17 protein-coding genes, 2 tRNA genes and 1 pseudogene are annotated in these 16,724 nt (G+C 70.7%); 10 read left to right on the forward strand and 10 right to left on the reverse strand.

Annotation, left to right across the window (positions count from 1 at the left end; all coding sequences use genetic code 11):
• Window positions 1-6: 6 nt before the first annotated feature.
• The 6 genes from H629_RS0112625 to H629_RS0112650 all read left to right on the forward strand — a co-directional run bounded on the left by H629_RS0112625 (window position 7) and on the right by H629_RS0112650 (window position 4,807).
• Window positions 7-498 (forward strand): hypothetical protein, encoded by a 492-nt coding sequence (locus H629_RS0112625; RefSeq protein ID WP_036085151.1) that lies wholly within the window; start codon window positions 7-9, stop codon window positions 496-498.
• Window positions 495-2,291 carry a type IV secretory system conjugative DNA transfer family protein gene (locus H629_RS0112630; protein WP_024357609.1) on the forward strand — a complete coding sequence of 599 codons (1,797 nt, stop codon included), beginning with the start codon at window positions 495-497 and terminating at the stop codon, window positions 2,289-2,291. The genes H629_RS0112625 and H629_RS0112630 overlap by 4 nt, the downstream gene beginning before the upstream one ends.
• Window positions 2,292-2,344: 53 nt before the next feature.
• The gene (locus tag H629_RS0112635) at window positions 2,345-2,797 is read left to right on the forward strand and encodes a single-stranded DNA-binding protein (protein WP_024357610.1); all 453 of its coding nucleotides are present in this window, start codon (window positions 2,345-2,347) and stop codon (window positions 2,795-2,797) included.
• Window positions 2,798-2,812: 15 nt separating this feature from the next.
• Entirely contained in the window at window positions 2,813-3,385 is a 573-nt protein-coding gene (locus H629_RS0112640; protein ID WP_024357611.1) for a hypothetical protein, read from the forward strand.
• Window positions 3,382-3,597: a helix-turn-helix transcriptional regulator gene (locus tag H629_RS0112645; RefSeq protein ID WP_024357612.1), complete on the forward strand. Its 216-nt coding sequence runs from the start codon at window positions 3,382-3,384 to the stop codon at window positions 3,595-3,597. The genes H629_RS0112640 and H629_RS0112645 overlap by 4 nt, the downstream gene beginning before the upstream one ends.
• Window positions 3,598-3,817: 220 nt before the next feature.
• Window positions 3,818-4,807 (forward strand): tyrosine-type recombinase/integrase, encoded by a 990-nt coding sequence (locus H629_RS0112650; protein WP_338034119.1) that lies wholly within the window; start codon window positions 3,818-3,820, stop codon window positions 4,805-4,807.
• A 209-nt stretch (window positions 4,808-5,016) separates the two neighbouring features.
• On the opposite strand, the gene H629_RS0112660 is transcribed toward H629_RS0112650, so the two are convergent.
• From H629_RS0112660 to H629_RS0112670, 3 genes are all read right to left on the reverse strand, one after another.
• Window positions 5,017-5,090: transfer RNA gene (locus H629_RS0112660), tRNA-Pro, on the reverse strand.
• A gap of 20 nt (window positions 5,091-5,110) precedes the next feature.
• A tRNA-Pro gene (locus H629_RS0112665) sits at window positions 5,111-5,180 on the reverse strand.
• Window positions 5,181-5,266: 86 nt separating this feature from the next.
• The gene (locus tag H629_RS0112670; RefSeq protein WP_024357614.1) at window positions 5,267-5,704 is read right to left on the reverse strand and encodes a pyridoxamine 5'-phosphate oxidase family protein; all 438 of its coding nucleotides are present in this window, start codon (window positions 5,702-5,704) and stop codon (window positions 5,267-5,269) included.
• 78 nt (window positions 5,705-5,782) lie between these two features.
• On the opposite strand from H629_RS0112670, the gene H629_RS0112675 reads away from it, so the two are divergent.
• Window positions 5,783-6,694 (forward strand): NUDIX domain-containing protein, encoded by a 912-nt coding sequence (locus H629_RS0112675; protein WP_024357615.1) that lies wholly within the window; start codon window positions 5,783-5,785, stop codon window positions 6,692-6,694.
• On the opposite strand, the gene H629_RS0112680 is transcribed toward H629_RS0112675, so the two are convergent.
• Entirely contained in the window at window positions 6,654-7,421 is a 768-nt protein-coding gene (locus tag H629_RS0112680) for a lysoplasmalogenase family protein (RefSeq protein ID WP_024357616.1), read from the reverse strand. The two genes, H629_RS0112675 and H629_RS0112680, sit on opposite strands and share 41 nt — an antisense overlap.
• A 27-nt stretch (window positions 7,422-7,448) precedes the next feature.
• Complete coding sequence (gene rraA / locus H629_RS0112685) at window positions 7,449-7,919, reverse strand: ribonuclease E activity regulator RraA (RefSeq protein WP_024357617.1); 471 nt, start codon at window positions 7,917-7,919, stop codon at window positions 7,449-7,451.
• A gap of 172 nt (window positions 7,920-8,091) precedes the next feature.
• Between rraA and H629_RS0112690 the strand changes: the two genes are divergently transcribed.
• The 3 genes from H629_RS0112690 (at window position 8,092) to H629_RS0112700 (ending at window position 10,904) form a co-directional block, all read left to right on the forward strand.
• A complete protein-coding gene (locus tag H629_RS0112690) occupies window positions 8,092-8,691 on the forward strand; it encodes a TetR/AcrR family transcriptional regulator (RefSeq protein WP_024357618.1) in 600 nt (199 codons plus the stop codon).
• 155 nt (window positions 8,692-8,846) lie between these two features.
• Window positions 8,847-10,394 (forward strand): MFS transporter, encoded by a 1,548-nt coding sequence (locus H629_RS0112695; protein ID WP_024357619.1) that lies wholly within the window; start codon window positions 8,847-8,849, stop codon window positions 10,392-10,394.
• A gap of 156 nt (window positions 10,395-10,550) precedes the next feature.
• Entirely contained in the window at window positions 10,551-10,904 is a 354-nt protein-coding gene (locus tag H629_RS0112700; protein WP_024357620.1) for a hypothetical protein, read from the forward strand.
• A 93-nt stretch (window positions 10,905-10,997) separates the two neighbouring features.
• Here H629_RS0112700 and H629_RS0112705 read toward each other — a convergent pair whose 3' ends face one another.
• The 5 genes and pseudogenes from H629_RS0112705 to H629_RS15700 all read right to left on the reverse strand — a co-directional run.
• A complete protein-coding gene (locus H629_RS0112705) occupies window positions 10,998-11,912 on the reverse strand; it encodes a DUF817 domain-containing protein (protein WP_024357621.1) in 915 nt (304 codons plus the stop codon).
• 172 nt (window positions 11,913-12,084) lie between these two features.
• Window positions 12,085-13,638: a ribosome biogenesis GTPase Der gene (gene der / locus H629_RS0112710; protein WP_024357622.1), complete on the reverse strand. Its 1,554-nt coding sequence runs from the start codon at window positions 13,636-13,638 to the stop codon at window positions 12,085-12,087.
• Complete coding sequence (gene cmk, locus H629_RS0112715) at window positions 13,638-14,408, reverse strand: (d)CMP kinase (RefSeq protein ID WP_024357623.1); 771 nt, start codon at window positions 14,406-14,408, stop codon at window positions 13,638-13,640. The genes der and cmk overlap by 1 nt, the downstream gene beginning before the upstream one ends.
• Window positions 14,393-15,481: a prephenate dehydrogenase gene (locus tag H629_RS0112720; protein ID WP_024357624.1), complete on the reverse strand. Its 1,089-nt coding sequence runs from the start codon at window positions 15,479-15,481 to the stop codon at window positions 14,393-14,395. The genes cmk and H629_RS0112720 overlap by 16 nt, the downstream gene beginning before the upstream one ends.
• Window positions 15,482-15,909: 428 nt before the next feature.
• A pseudogene (locus tag H629_RS15700) lies at window positions 15,910-16,689 on the reverse strand (pseudouridine synthase); the annotation flags it as partial.
• Window positions 16,690-16,724 lie beyond the last annotated feature (35 nt).

Raw genomic sequence — 16,724 nt, forward strand, 5'->3', positions numbered from 1 at the left:
GAGCCCGTGCCGGTCGTGCTCCCGCTCGTCGCCATCGCCATCGCCGAGGACGGCCGCATGACCGTCACTGTCGACGGGGCGCCGTTCGAGCCAGAGCCGTTCGCGCCGCCGTGGCGGCGGGAGGACTTCGCCCGCGTCCTCGACCAGCTCACCGACCTGCGCCGCTCCCCGGTGCGGGTCGAGGTGCGCGAAGCGGAAGGAACCGTGTTCACCGACATCATCACCCCGAGCAGGCGCCGCCGCACCGAATCCGATCCAGAGCCGGCATCGGAGGAACCGGCCCGCCGACCGGCGACGGATCTCGTCGTGCTGCACGGGGAGGGGTTCGTGCCGGGTGAGGACGTCGCGATCGCCGTCGTCATCGCCCACGGCGACGCCGCCCCGGATGGCACCATGCGCGGCATCATCGAGGCGGCACAGCTCGCCGGGAGCCCGACCCGCGAGGTCATCCTGCTCGGCCGGGTCTCCGGCACCTTCACGATCGGGCACCCCGAATGAGCACGCCCCGGCCCGCGGGGGCGCTCGGGGACGAGCTGAGCAACCTCGGCATCGGCATCCTCATCGGTGCCGCGGTCCTCGCCGCCATCCTCCGCGGCGCCGGGTCTGTCGCCGCCTGGATCACCGGGACCGGCCAGCCCACCGGCGGGATCGAGGCGGGCCTGGGTGTGCTGCTACACTCCGGCGACCCCGCTGCCGCGCTCGACGCTCCTGGCCTGAACGTCGTCGCGTACTGGATCACCGCCGGTCTGCTGGTCCTCGGCGCCGGGGTGGCCGGCTGGTGGGCGTGGCGGTTCTTCCGCGAGCACGGCCGCCGCGTGAAGACGGACCCTTACCGCATCGCCGGGATCGCCACCCGCAGCGAAGTCGCCAAGGCCGCCTCAGAGGCGGCGCTGCTGCGCCGGGCCGGTCACCTGCGGCCCTCGCTCCACCAGCCGCGGCCGGAGGATGTCGGCTACCGGATCGGCGCCTCACATGGCACGAGCGTCTGGGCGTCCGTCGAGGACAGCATCCTGCTGATCGGCCCGCCCCGCTCCGGCAAGGGTGCCCACATCGTCATCAACGCCATCTTGGACGGCCCTGGCGCAGTCGTCACGACGAGCACCCGCCCGGACAACCTCACCGCGACCCTCCGCGCCCGGCAGAAGATCGGCCCGGTCGCGGTGTTCGACCCGCAGCACCTCGCCGAAGGCCTGCCCGCCGGGCTCAGGTGGTCACCCATCCGCGGGTGTGAGGACCCGCTGACGGCGATGATCCGGGCGACCGGCCTCGCCGCCGGCACCGGTCTCTCGGCCGGCGGGGTCGAGGGCGGCGGGTTCTGGGAGGGCAAGACGAGAACCGCGCTCCAAGCGCTACTCCACGCCGCCGCCCTCGACCACCGGCCACCCTCGGAACTGTTCCGCTGGACCCTCGACCCCTCCGCCGCCGCGGACGCGGTCGCGATCCTTACCGCGAACCCGCGAGCCGCGACTGGGTGGGCGGACTCGTTGCAGGCGATGATCGACTCCGACCCCAGAACCCGCGACTCCATCTGGCAAGGCGTCTCGCTTGCCCTGGCCGCGCTGGCAGACCCGCGCGTGCTCGACGCCGTATCGCCGCGCGAAGACGAGGACTTCGACCCCGAAGCGTTCCTCCGCGACCGAGGAACCCTTTACCTGCTCGCCACCGGAGCCGGCGCCAACAACTCCGCTGCGTTGGTGGCTGCGTTCGTGGAAGACGTCGTGGAAGCTGCCCGCCGCCTCGCCGCCACCAGCCCCGGCGCCCGCCTCGACCCGCCACTGCTGCTCGCGCTCGATGAGGTCGGCAACCTCGCCCCGCTGCCGTCGCTACCGACGCTCATGGCTGAGGGCGGCGGAACCGGGATCACGACGATGCCCGTCCTCCAAAGCCTCGCGCAGGCGCGGGAGAAGTGGTCGGAAAACGCGGCCGGCGCGATCTGGGACGCCTCCATCGTCAAGATCGTCCTGGGCGGAGCGTCGAACTCCAAGGACCTGCACGACCTCACCACGCTCATCGGCGAGCGCGACGAGGTGACCGACTCCACCACGGTCGGAGACCACGGCTCCCGCTCCGCGCAACGCTCCATCCGCCGCGTGCCGATCATGCCGCCCGACACGATCCGCACCCTCCCGTTCGGGACTGCACTGGTGCTGCTGCGCTCCGCACCACCCATCGTCACCCGGATGCGGACCTGGACCGACCGGCCCGACGCGAAACAGCTGCGCGACGACCGGGCCGACATCGAGGCGACGCTGCAGCACCGCTCGGAGGAGCCGCCGGGCGCACCTGCCTGACAGAGCGGCCCCATCGTGGGGTCGCCGCCGATGTCAGAAAGAGGGGCAGTCCAATGGCTCTCCACACGCAGGAATCCGTCTCGGGGTTCATCGCCTCCGACCCGCAGCTCACCTACACGGAGCGGGGCGATGCCCGGTTCTACGCCAAGATCGGGCAGGAGCACTATCGCAAGGAGCCGGACGGGTCTTTCACGCAGACCGAGACGACCTTCCACGACCTCGTGGCGTTCAAGAAGACCGCCGAGCGCGCCCACGACCGGCTCGCCAAGGGAGACAAGTTCGTCGCCGAGGGCTACACCCGCGAGTACGACCGGACCGCTCCGGACGGCGAGGTGGTCAAGTCCGAGGAGTTCGTCGCGAAGAAGCTCGGCCACGACCTCGCCCGCACGAGCTACGAGGTCGACCGCACCCGCCGCCAGCCCGCCACGACGCAGGAGCCTGTGGGACAGGCGGCCGGCGCAGCTCATCGAGAGAGCTCGGGCACCGCCCCGGCGCTCGGGCTCTGAACGGCGGTGACCGCGATGAACCAGAACGACACCGCCCCCGAGACCGACGAGCCGGACCTGGACGAGGAGTCCGAGGAGTTCAACGGGCCGCTGATCCCGGAGCCTCCGCACCCGATCAACTGGAACCTCCTGACCAGCGAGGAAGCGGAGGCCGAGTGGCTGGAACTGAACCGCTGGGTCGACTGGCTGCGCCGCACCTACGGGCTGCCTGCTTCGGTGGTTCCGCCGTTCTGGCACCGCCACCCGGAGCTGTTGTGGGAGCTGAGCGCTCTGCACCTGCATTGGCTGTCCGCCTACGACCCGGAGCAGAACGGCTCCGCCCCGCTGGGCTGGCATCGCGACTTCGCCGACGCCCGCCAGCGGCTCCGCGACTGGGTCGCCGCTTCCGGAACCCGTCTCGACCGAGACCGCCCGACCCGGCAAACCACCTGGCCCGGCGAGGACCCGGCAGGCCCGGTCGAGGACACGATCATCGCTCACCGGGATCAGGACTTCGTGCAGTTCGTCCTCGACGATGTCGCCGCCCGCCGCCAGGCCGAGGACGACTTCTATGCCGGGCTCAACCCGAACACCGGAGAAGTCGCATGAGCGATACCGGCGGCACGATCGTGGTCTCCCCTCTCATGGACAGTCGCGAGATCGCCGCCTATCTCAAGGTGTCCGAGTCGACTTTGTCGAGGTGGCGTTCGGCTGGTCAGGGGCCGCCGTTCCTGCGGCTGGGCGGGATCGCCCGGTACCGCATCGACGCGGTCGACGCCTGGCTGGCGGGGCTGGAGCACAGCCATGCCCCGGAAGGCTGAGCCGCTCCCGCACGCGCAACCGAAGCCGGTGCCTCCGGTCGGCGTGAGGATCTCCACCGACCTGGAACGTCGCTCCTACGGCATCCGCGCCCGTGCCCGCTGGACGGACCCGATCAGCAAACGCCGCATCATCCGCTCCGAGATCGTCGCTGACGAGGCTGCAGCGCACGAGTTCTTCGACTCGCTGCGGCAGTCATCGGCCAAGGGCATGGACGTGTCCATGACGCTCACCGAGTTCGTCACCACGATCGGCGACCGATGGGCGCGCGGCCTCGACCCCACCTCCACCGGGGAGACCTACGGGTACGGGCTCAAGCTCCGCGTGCTACCTGCCCTCGGGCACCTACCCGTCACGCAGATCACCGCCGGGATCATCGACCGCACCATCGATGCCTGGGAGAAACGGCATGGGGCGTCAACGATCAAGAACTCGATCGCACCTCTCGTGCGGGTCCTCGACGAAGCAGTGCGCGACGGGCTCATCCCGATCAACCCCGCGAAGAACCGTGCCAAGCGCAGCCTGAACCGCAATGCCTTCCGTCTCCAGCCTGCGGAGGATGCTTCCCCACGCGCCCATGCGATCCCGGACATGGGAACGCTGACGACGCTCGCTGAAGCCTGCGGGAAGGTCCACCAGTCGTACTCCGACTTCGTCATGCTCGCCGCCCTCCTCGCAGCGCGCTCCTCCGAGGTCTCGGGCCTTCAGGCCGGTGACGTCCGGTTCGACAAGAACATCGTGGTGATCGCGCGGCAGACCTACCCCGGCAAAGGCGGGCTCATCACGAAGCAGACCAAAGGCCGCAGAGAACGCCGCGTCCCGATCCTCGACCCGCTCCGCCCGATCCTGGAACGCCTCGCGGAACGCAAGGAGCCCGAGGATCGGCTGCTGGTCGGCCCGAAGGGCGGTGCTCTCACGACCGCGACCGTGCGGGACGCGACGAACTGGGACCAGATCGTCAGCGATCTCGGCCTGCCCGACCTTACCCGGCACGGCCTCCGGCACACCGGGGCGACATGGATGGCGGACGCAGGCATCCCGCTGCACGTCCTCCAGGACATCCTCGGCCACGCCTCCGTCGAGACCACACGCGGATACCTGCACCCCGACGACCGCCATCTGGCCTCCGCTGCCGAACAGGCGAACGCCTTCCTTGCCCGATCCGCCAAGGCCGGCAGACCGAGCCGGCGCGAGGCCTCGAGGTCACTGTGACAGGTAGCCGGGAGCCGCGATCGGAGGCTCTGGTCCCCTTTTGGTCCCCTTATCCACAGACAACGACCTCCAGAGAGCCAGATACGGTCTCCGACGTCTGCGGGACGGCAACGATGCGGTGGCGAGGGGACCAGAGGGGGACCAACAAAAACCCGTCGACGGACATGACAAAGCCCTGATGAAAATGGCTTCTCATCAGGGCTTTTCTGTCGGGATGACAGGATTTGAACCTGCGACCCCCTGACCCCCAGTCAGGTGCGCTACCAAGCTGCGCCACATCCCGTGGCTTCAATTTTCAGTTGTTCGGGCCGACCGGAGGGGGTGAACCCCTTGACCCCCAGTCAAGTGCGCTACCAAGCTGCGCCACAGCCCGTTGCTACTGCGCCTTCGCGAAGCAACCCCTCTATCTTACCCATACTTTGGGATCGCAAATGACCACGGCCGCAAATGCACCAGACGCTACCCCTCCTGCTGGTCCTCGCGGCGCGGCTCCTCCCCGAAGCGGTAATCGCGGCCGCCGATCGACTGCACCTCGATACGCACGAAGGTGGGCTTCGGCGTCGGCACGAAGGGCTTCAGCGGCAGCGTCTCGGCTTCGGCGGTCTCAGCCTCGGTCTCCAGCACCCGCGCGTTCCCCCGCAGCACGACGCTCCACCCGGAGTCCTCGCCGATCTGGTCGACTTCGAACAGCACGGCGTGGTTGATCGTCAGTTCGGCGAGTTTGTTGCCGGGTGCAGTGCGGAAGACCACGGTGCCGTCGTCGACCACGAAGTTGATCGGCACGAGGTCGACCACGTCGCCCACGCTCGTGACGAGCCGGCCCACGCGCTGCGATGCCAACCGCTCCCAGCACTCGTCCTCCGTCAGCACGGTCACGGCACTCCGGTTCTCGCTCATACCTCATTCTCTCCCCGACGCGGCCGCCACGGAAGAGCCGCCACGAACGCGCCCAGGACCGCCCGCTACGCTGACACCATGAGCGATCTCCGAAATGCCGGCGACGCGTGGGTCACGGCGACCGACGGCGAACGCTACTGGGGCCGCTTCGGCGCCGCCGGCCTCCTCGCCCACGACCGCTCGCTCGACGCGATCCTGCTGCAGCACCGCGTCACGTGGAGCGATCACGGAGACACCTGGGGCATCCCAGGGGGCGCGCGCCACGAAGGCGAGTCCGCGATCGACGGCGCGATCCGCGAGTCCCAGGAAGAGGCTGGCGTGCCCGACGACTCGGTGACGCCCCGTTACACGCACGTGCTCGACCGCGGCGGCTGGACCTACACCACCCTCATCGCCGACGTGGCGACCCCGTTCGCGCCCCGCATCACCGACCCCGAGAGCCACGCGCTCGCCTGGGTGCCGGTGGGCGAGGTCGAACGGCTGCCGCTGCATCCCGCATTCGCGGCGAGCTGGCAGCTGCTGCGGCCGCTGCTCGTGGCGCGTCCCGCCGTGGTGGTCGACGCCGCGAACGTCGTCGGGTCGGTGCCCGATGGCTGGTGGCGGGATCGTCGGGGCGCCGCGGAGCGCCTGCGCGACCGGCTCGAGGATCTGGCGCTCGACGCCGCCGGGATCCGCGGCGGCTTCCTCGATCTCCCCGACACCCGCGTGCCCGGGCTCGACCGCGCCTATCCGGAGTGGACGATGGTGGTCGAGGGTGTCGCGAAGGGCATCGAGAGCAGCCCTCGTGTGCGGGTGGTCGACGCTCCCGGGCTCGGTGACGACACGATCGTCGCGGAGGCCGCCGCACTCGCGGCCTCCGATCACGCGGTGACGGTGGTCACGAGCGACGCCGAGCTCAAGGCCCGGGCGCACGCGGTGGGCGCGGCGACGCGCGGTGCGAAGAAGCTGCTCAGGCTGTTTCCCGCGGATCCGAGCGCTTCGGCGACCTGACGCGCAGCGCACGCACGATCCCGTACGCGATGAGACCCTGCCCGAGCGTGTAGGTGAGCATCACCGCGCCGCTCGTCCAGTCAGGCATCATCTCGGGTATGAAGATGCGGAACGAGAGGATCGCATCCGACACGAGGAACCAGGCCCCGCCCCAGGCCACGATCGGTCCGAAGCGCGATGCCATCGCCGCCGTACCGGCGAGCAGCAGCCCGTACCCCATCACGGGCACGGTGAGGGCGCCGGTGCGCGGGATGAGCACCACGATGAGCACCGCGTACGCCAGCGCGTACACCGCAGCCCACGCGGGCAGACGGTGCCGGGCGACGCCCCGCGCCCGCCACATCAGCAGCAGGTAGCCCACGTGGGCGAGCCCGAAGCAGAGCAGCATCATGGGCAGCTCGTCGTCGAACATCGGGAAGAAAGTGGCGGCGCCGTCGCCGAGCCACGAGAACAGGATCGCGGCCACCAGCAACGCGATCGCCCCGGGAGCGCCGCGCGGCGCACTCGGAGCGCCCGAGCCGGAACCCGACCCGCCGGGCGCGGAAGCCGCGGCCCCGGCGCCCGCGGGCACCGCCGCCGCCCAGAGCACGGCGAGCGCCAGCGCCGGCATCAGGGCGAGCTTGCTGGGCGGGGCGAACGAGCTGCCCGCGAAGAGCGCGACGACGTGCACGACGGAGATCGCCGCGTACGGCAGGAATGGAATGAGGAAGCGGATCCGCGATCCCATGTGCGCCTCTCGCGCCCGGCCGGGGCCTCAGCCCTCGACCAGGATCCCGTCTTCGTCGCACCACACCGTCGCACCGGGCTGGAACACGACCCCGCCGATCTCGACGGGCACGTCGGTCTCGCCCTCACCGGTCTTGGTGGACTTGGCGGGGTTCGAGCCGAGGGCCTTCACACCGAGCGGCAGGGTGCCGAGGGCGACGCGGTCGCGGATCGCACCGTGCACGATGAGACCGGCCCAGCCGTTGTCGACCGCGAGGCTGCCGATCACGTCGCCCACGAGCGCGGTCTCGAGCGAACCGCCGCCGTCGATCACGAGCACTGCGCCGTCGCCGGGCGAGGAGAGCAGCGCCTTGAGGCGGGCGTTGTCCTGGAAGCAGCGCACGGTGCGCACCGGACCCGTGAAGCCGCTGAGCCCGCCAATGTTCTGGAACTGCAACGACACCGATCGCAGTTCGTCGCCCCGTTCGTCGTACAGGTCTGCGGTGCTGATCTGAGCCATGCCGGCTCCTCCCCTTCGATGCGCGACCCAGCGGTCGCTTCGTACGTTCCACGCTACCGGCAGCCTCGGACATTTGGGCGAGGCTGCGCGCAACTCCGCAAAGTTGCGCAACAGAACGAAACTCCTGTACAAAAGTACATGTACAGATGTCCATGAGCGAGGGGAGGATCCGATGAGCGACACCGTCACGGAGTCTCCCGTGCCCGGACGCCGCGACCCCGCGGGCCGCCGCCGAGCGATTCTCACTGCGGCCACCGAGATCGTCGTCGAACAGGGCCCGGCCGCACTCACCCACCGCGCCATCGCGACGCGCGCCGGCGTCTCCCTCGGCTCCACCACGCAGTACTTCGCCTCCATCGACGAGCTGCGCGAGACGGCGCTGCAGCAGCTCGCCGACGAGATCGACACCTCGCTCACCCAGCTCGAGCCGCTGCTCGCGGGCTTCGCGCAGAACCCCGCACCGGCCATCTCGGAGATCCACGATTTCCTCCGCGACCCGCGCGCGGTGCACGCCGACGTCGCCCTCATGAGCACGGGCACCACCGACCCACGCATGCGCGCCCTCGCGCAGCGCTGGACCGACCGGGTGATCGACATGCTCGCGGTGCACATCGGCCGCGAGCGCGCCACCGCCATCGCCGTCTATCTCGACGGGGCCACGATCCACGCCGCTCTCCACGACGCGCCGCTCGATCGAGACCACCTCGAACGGATCATCCTCGCGCTGTGCGCGATGCCGGATCCGGCGGAACCCGCCACGCCGCACGTCTAGCGGCCCGATCCGGCACCCGGCCCCAGGCCCGCCCCGCTTCGCCCGGCCCACGCACCGAACCATCGGCAGCGGCCCGCGATCCGCCACCCGGCCGCAGCCTCGGAGCACCCTCCCCACGAACCGACCACCCGACCGACGAACACGAAAGCGAACCCATGTCCACCCCCGCCCCCGTCACGTCCGCACCGTCGCCGCTCAGCCGCTCGCGCCGCTGGGCCGCCGTCGCCGTGCTCACCGCGAGCCTGCTCGTCATCACGATGGACATGACGATCCTCAACATCGCACTGCCCGAGATGGCCGCCGAGCTGCACCCCACCTCCGATCAGCAGTTGTGGATCATCGACGTCTACTCCCTTGTGCTCGCGGGCCTGCTCGTCTCCTTCGCGGCGATCGCCGACCGCTGGGGCCGCAAGCGCATGCTGCTCACGGGCTACGCGATCTTCGGCGGCGCCTCGCTGCTCGTGCTGCTCGCGAACAGCGCCGAGTCGGTCATCGCGATCCGCGCACTGCTCGGCGTCGGCGGCGCCATGATCATGCCGATCACGCTGTCGCTGATCCGCGTCATCTTCACCGATCCGAAGGAGCGAGCGACAGCGCTCAGCATCTGGGCGGCCGTGTCGGGTCTCGGCGCGGCGGTAGGCCCGCTCGTGGGCGGACTGCTGCTCGAGCACTTCTCGTGGCACGCGGCGTTCCTCATCAACGTGCCGCTCATGATCGCGGGCGTGATCGCCGGCATCCTGATCCTGCCGGAGTCGCGGGTGCCGCACCCCGGCCGCTGGGACGCTCTCGCGGCCGCGCTCTCGCTCGCGGGCATGACCCTCGTGGTGTGGGCGGTGAAGACCTTCGGCAAGGAGGCGAGCTTCCTCGTGCCCGAGGCGCTCGTGGCGTTCGCCGCCGGCGCCGCGCTGCTGGCCTGGTTCATCGTGCGCTGCGTGCGCAGCGACTCGCCGCTGCTCGAACTGCGTCTCTTCCGCAACCGCGAGTTCTCCGCGGGCATCGTCGCCGCACTCGGGTCGATGTTCGCGATGGCGGCTGCTCTGCTGCTCATCGCGCAATGGATCCAGCTCGTCGACGGTGCGACACCGGTCGAAGCGGGGGTGCGCCTGTTCCCCATCGCGATCGCCGGTGCCATCGCATCACTCGCGGCTCCCCCGCTCGCCCGCGTCTTCGGCGCCCGCGCGGTGCTCGCAGGCGGGGTCGCCCTGGCCGGCGTGGGCATGCTCGTCATCGCGCTGCAGCCGGGCACGCTGTCGACCCTCACGGTGCTGATCGCGCTGACGCTGGTGGGCGCCGGCACGGGCTCGCTCGCGATCGGATCGGCCATGATCATGCACGGCTCCCCCGAGGAGAAGGCGGGCAACGCCGGCGCGCTCGAGGAGACCTCGTACGAGCTCGGCGCCGTGCTCGGCGTCGCGATCCTGGGCAGCATCTCCGCGCTCATGTACCGGGCCGAACTCGTCGCGAGCGGCGCCCTCGCGGGGCTCGACGCGAAGCTGAGCGCGCAGGCCGAGGCATCGCTCGGCGCCGCGGTGGCGATCGCCGATGAGGCCGGGATCCCGGCGCTCGCCCACGAGGCCGGTGTGGCGTTCACCCACTCGCTGCAGGCGACGGGGATCACCGGCGGGATCATCATGCTCGCGGTCGCCGCGGCCGTGTTCGTGATGACGCCCAAGGGCACCGACGTCTCGGCCGCGTCCCACTGAGCGGTTCCGCGCTCGGGCGCGGACCCCGGGTGCCACCCCGAGGGTGGTACCCGGGTACGAGCGGGTCGATACCTAGGCAGGACGCGCGGGTCGGGGCTGCGGACGTAGCGTGGAAGCATCATCGAAACACCGGCTTCTCCCGAAAGGATCCGCACCATGAGCACCACCGCCATCCACCCCGACACCACCACCGAGTTCACCGCCCAGCCCCAGCAGGCCGAGCAGGTTCAGCAGCCCCAGCCGGCGGTCGGCGACAACTCCCGCGCCTTCGCGATCACGAGCTTCGTGCTCGGCATCGCCTCCGTGGTGAGCGGTTGGACCTTCATCGCCCCGATCACCGGTCTGATCCTCGGCGTGCTCGCGCTGCGCCGCAACACGAGCGAGCGCACCCTGGCGCTCTGGGGCGTGTGGCTCAACGCCGCGATGCTGGCGCTCACCGCGCTCGCCGTGCTGGTGGTCGTCACGCTGCTCGGCTTCGGGCTGCTCACCATCCCCTTCATGGCCGCCTGAGCCGCGTGAGCGGCCCGATCGGCCGCAATGCCTGGGACGACTGCGCGCCCGGTGCGATCTCCACTCGAGATCGCACCGGGCGCGCAGTCGTGTTCAGAGCGTCACCCGGCGCCCCGGCCCCAGCCGCCCCACCCGCTCTTCGGCCGACGGATCGGGCGTTCGGGGCGGGTACACCCACGTCACCATCACCACAGAGATGATCATCAGCAAGAACCAGGCGATGAGCTTCTGCGGCGACACAAGCTCCCAGCCGCCCTGCTGATGGGGGTAGAGCCACGCCCCGCCCCAGGTCGCGACATTCTCGGCAATCCAGATGAAGAGCGCCACTCCGGCGAACACCAGCAGCAGCGGCACGCGCATCGTGGTCCGCCACACCCGGAAGTGCATGACGGTGCGCCCCCAGAGCAGCACCACGACGGCGAGCAGCACCCACCGCAGATCGGTGACGAAGTGGTGCGAGAAGAAGTTGATGTAGATGGCGGCTGCGACGATGGTCGTCAGCCAAACGCGCGGGTACCGCGCGAAACGCAGCTCGTGCAGCCGAGTGACGCGCACCATGTACGAGCCGACCGCCGCGTACATGAAACCGCTGAAGAGGGGCACAGCGCCGATACGCAGCACCCCATCGGCCTCGTAGGCCCAGGATCCGACGTCGGTCTTGAAGAGCTCCATCAGCGTCCCGGCCACGTGGAACAGCACGATCACCCACAGCTCGCGCCCGCTCTCCAGTTTGAAGCCGAGCATGCCGATCTGGATCAGCACCGCGGCGATCGTGAGCGCATCGTTGCGCGCCAGCGTCGCGTCGTCGGGATACCACAAGCGAGCCGCCACGATCGCGACGAGCAGCAGCGCACCGAACACGCACGCCCACGCCTGCTTGAGCAGGAACACCGCGCACTCGATTGCGACGGCGCGCGCCCCGCTTTCCGGTTTTCGCGCCAGCCACCGGTGGGCGGCCCGGTCGATCTTCAGCTCGAGGGGCGTGAACTCTCTGGGGCCTGCGGTCATGATCCGAGGCTAGCGGGAGCGATCCGGCGTCTGCTGGGATTGCAGCGCACCGCAGTTCACGCAGTGGATCGCAGTTCAGTCGGAGGAATTCAGCCAAACGCTCCGCCTGAGCTGCGATCCACGACCTGAACTGCGGGCCGGGCCGCACCCTCGGGACGACGTCTGCATGCCCCTATCGGCGCTGTCGGCGCTCGCGGATCCGCATGTTGAGCACGATCGGGGTGCCCTCGAAGCCGTAGCGTTCGCGCAGGCGGCGCTGGATGAAGCGGCGGTAGCCGGGATCCAGGAAGCCCGAGGTGAAGAGCACGAAGGTGGGCGGACGGTTCTGCACCTGCGTGCCGAAGAGGATGCGCGGCTGCTTACCGCCGCGCAGCGGGTGCGGGTGCTCCTGCACGAGCTCGGCCACGAAGGCGTTGAACTTGGCGGTCGGGATGCGGGTGTCCCACGACTCCAGCGCCGCTTCGAGCGCGGGCACCAGCTTCTCGAGGTGCCGGCCGGTGCGCGCCGAGATGTTCACGCGGGGCGCCCAGTCGACGTGCGCGAGATCCTGCTCGATCTCACGCTCCAGATAGCGCCGACGATCGTCGTCGAGCAGATCCCACTTGTTGAACGCGAGCACGAGCGCGCGGCCCGACTCGAGCACGAGGTCGATGATGCGCAGATCCTGGTCGCTGATCTCCTGCGTCACGTCGATGAGCACGACCGCGACCTCGGCCTTCTCGAGCGCGGCCGCGGTGCGCAGCGAGGCGTAGAAGTCGGCGCCCTTCTGCAGGTGCACGCGACGGCGGATACCCGCCGTGTCGACGAAGGTCCAAACGCGGCCCGCGATCTCCACCTGCTCGTCGACGGGATCGCGGGTGGTGCCCGAGAGCTCGTTGACGACCACGCGCTCTTCGCCGGCGGCCTTGTTCAGCAGGCTCGACTTGCCCACGTTGGGGCGGCCGAGCAGCGCGACGCGACGGGGGCCGGCGAGCTTGGGCTGCGCCACCGCCGACTCATCGGGCAGCGCATCGACCACGAGGTCGAGCAGATCGGCCACGCCGCGCCCGTGCAGGGCGGAGACGGGGTGCGGCTCGCCGAGGCCGAGCGACCACAGCTGGGCGACCTCGGGCTCCAGCACCGCGTCGTCGACCTTGTTGGCGACGAGGAAGACGGGCTTGTTGGTGCGGCGCAGCAGCTGCACCACACGCTCGTCGGTCGCGGTGGGTCCCACACGCGAGTCGACCACGAACATGACGACGTCGCAGAGCTCGATGGCGACCTCGGCCTGCAGCGCCACAGACGCGTCGATTCCCCGCGCGTCGGGCTCCCAGCCGCCGGTGTCGACGAGCGTGAATCGGGTGTCGAGCCACTCGGCCGCGTAGCTGACGCGGTCGCGGGTCACACCGGGCACATCTTCGACCACGGCCTCGCGGCGGCCGAGGATGCGGTTGACCAGCGCCGACTTGCCCACGTTCGGGCGGCCCACGATCGCGACGACGGGCAGCGCTTCGGCCAGCGGCTCGGAGAAGCCGAGGAACTCGCCGTCTTCGCCGATGATCGCGAGGTCGTCGTCTTCGAGGTCGAAGCCGTCGAGGTTCGAGCGCATGGCGCGCAGGCGCTCCTCGTCGGTGACGTCGCCGTCGAAGTCGTCGCCGACGATGATCTCGTCTTCGGCCACGGCCGAGGCGTCGAACACCTCGGTCTCGCCGGGTTCGCCTGCCGCGCCGGGAATCTGCTCGTTCATCACTTGCTCTCTTCTGCGACGCTCGGCGTCGCTCGTACGATATCGACCACAGCCTGCACCGACTGCTCGAAGTTGAGGTCGCTCGTATCCACGAGCGTCACCCCCGGTGCGGGGGCGAAGAAGTCGACCACGAGCGCGTCCTTCGCGTCGCGGGCGACGATGTCGGCGAGCACCTGCTCGTGCGACATGCCGGGGAGCTCGCCGGCCCGGCGCTGAGCGCGCACCTCGGGCGAGGCGGTCATCAGGATGCGCACGGGCGCCTCCGGTGCGACGACGGTGGTGATGTCGCGCCCCTCGATCACCACGCCGGGCAGCCCCGACTCGGCGACGATGCGCCGGAACATCTCGTTCAGCCGCTCGCGCACGGCGGGGTGCTTCGAGACGCGGCTCACCTGCCCGCTCACTGCGGGGTCGCGGATCTCGGCGGTGACGTCGACGGGCTCGCCGGCTGCGCCGCCCTCGGCCGCCGGCAGTGCCACGGTGACCCACTGCTCGCCCCGCAGGGTGATGGTGAAGCCCCAGCCGGCGAGCACCGCGAGCACCGCTCGCTCGTCGTCGAGGTCGATGCCGGAGCGCAGTGCCGCCCAAGCGAGCGAGCGGTAGGCGGCACCGGTGTCGAGGATGCCGAATGCGAGGCGGTCGGCCGCCGCGCGCGACACGCTGGACTTGCCGCTGCCGGCGGGTCCGTCGATCGCGACCAGCAGCGGCGCGACGGCGTCGGCAGGCGCACCGGCAGCGTGCTTCGCAGCGTTGTTCACAGCGTCCTCCATCCGCGTTCGGCGAGCCCCTCGACCGCGCGCTCGGCCACCTCCGGCAGCACCGCGATCTCCGCGAACCCGATCTGCGCGCCCGGCGAGTGCTCAAGGCGCAAGTCTTCCATGTTAATGCCCAGTTCTCCGAGTTCGGTGAGCAGGCGCGCGATCTGCCCCGGCCGGTCGTCGACGAGCACGGTGAGCGTGGTGAAGCGCTCGGAGGATCCGTGCTTGCCGGGGATGCGCTCGACGCCGCGATTGCCCGCTGAGAGCAAGTCGGCGATGCGCCGCTTCGCGCCCGCCTGCGAGGGATCGCGCAGCGCCTCGGTGAAAGCGGAGATGTCTGCGGCGAGCGCGTCGAGCAGTTCGACCACCGGCTCGCGGTTCGCGCCGAGGATCTGCACCCACAGCTCGGGGTCGCTCGACGCGATGCGGGTGGTGTCTCGCAGCCCGGCGCCGGCCAGCCCGATCGCCTGCTCGGTCGCCGGTACGAGGCGCGCGGCCAGCAGGCTCGACATCACCTGCGGCAGATGCGAGACGAGCCCCACCGAGCGGTCGTGCTCCTCGGGGGTCATCTCGATGAGCACGGCCCCGAGGTCGAGCGCGACCGCTTCGACGAGCGCGAGCGCTTCGGCCGGGGTCTCGTGGTCTCGGCAGACGACCCAGGGGCGGGCGGTGAAGAGGTCGGCGCGCGCCATGATCGCGCCGCCGCGCTCACGCCCGGCCATGGGGTGCGAGCCGACGTAGTTGGTGAGGTCGATGCCGCGACGGGTGAGTTCGAGGAAGGGCGCCAGCTTGACGCTCGCCACATCGGTGACGACGGCGTCGGGGTACTGGGCGAGCGCGCGCTCGACCACGTCGGCGGTGACGTCGGGCGGTGTCGCCACGACGACGAGCGCGGGTGCCGGATCATCGGCGGTGCGCACGCGCCCGGCCCCGTAGTCGGCGGCGAGCGCGACCGTGGTGGGCGACAGGTCTTCGAGGGTCACGTCGACGCCGTGCTCGCGCAGGCCGAGACCGACGCTCGCCCCGAGCAGCCCGGCCCCGATGATGTGCACGGTTCCTCGCGTGCGCGCCTGCAACTCGTTCACCGCGTGCCTCCCTTTCCGCCGCCGCGCGGCCCCTGCTGCCGCGGGCCGCCACGGCCCGGCTTGCTCGATCCGCCCCGCTGCGGTTTCCCAGTCTGCGGACGACCACCGACATTTCTGTCCGAGCCGGCTCCGGATCCTCCGCGCTGGCCGCGGCCGTCGACTCCAGCGCCGTCGACTCCAGCGCCGCCGGCCTTCCCAGCGCCACCGGCCTTCGCGCCGCGCCCGCTCACGCTCTGCGCGCCGCGGCGATTGTGCGGGTTGCCCTTGGCCGCGACGCCGCGCATACCCCGCGCGCCGGCGCCGTCGCCCGGCCGACCGGCCGTCGCCGCGCCTCGCGCACGGCGGTCGCCGCTCCGCGATCCGCCGCTGCGCGATCCGCCATCGTCCCCGCGGTCTGCTTCACCGCCGGTTCCGCCGTCCTCGACCGCCGACAGCAGCGCCCCGCGCTCGGCCGCCGAGAGTTCCCGCATCTCGCCCGCGCGCAGCGTGCCGAGGTGCAGCGGGCCGAACTGCCGCCGCACGAGCTCCTCGACGGGGTGGCCCACCTCGGCGAGCATGCGGCGCACGATGCGGTTGCGGCCCGAGTGCAGCGTCACCTCGACGAGCGAGTGCGAGCGGGTCGAGCCGTCGGGCAGCAGCTTCGCTCGGTCAGCGTGGATGGGACCGTCGGCGAGCTGCACACCGTCCTTCAGACGCTGGATCACGGCCGCCGTCACCCGCCCGCGCACCTTGGCGATGTAGGTCTTCTGCACGCCGAAGCTCGGGTGTGCGAGGCGATGCGCGAGCTCGCCGTCGTTCGTGAGGATCAGCAGTCCGCTCGTGTCGGTGTCGAGGCGGCCCACGTTGTAGAGGCGGTCGTCGATCTGCTCGGCGAACTCGCGCAGATCCGGCCGGCCGCTCTCGTCGCGCATCGTGGAGACCACCCCACGCGGCTTGTTGAGCACGAAGTAGCGCTTCGAGACGTCGAGCTGCACCACCACGCCGTCGACGCGCACGTCGTCGGCGTCGGGGTCGATGCGGCTGCCCAGCTCGCGCTGCACCTCGCCGTTCACCGTCACGCGACCGCTCGTGATGAGCGTCTCGCAGGCTCGCCGCGATGCGACGCCCGCGTGCGCGAGCGCCTTCTGCAGGCGCACCCGGCCGTCGTCCTCGGGCTGCGGCTCGGCGGGCGAATCCGAGACCGGCCGGTCCCACCCCCACTCGGCCATGTCGATCTCGACGGACTGGCCGTCGACCTCGAACT

Source organism: Leucobacter chironomi DSM 19883 (genome assembly GCF_000421845.1).
Lineage (GTDB): Bacteria > Actinomycetota > Actinomycetes > Actinomycetales > Microbacteriaceae > Leucobacter > Leucobacter chironomi.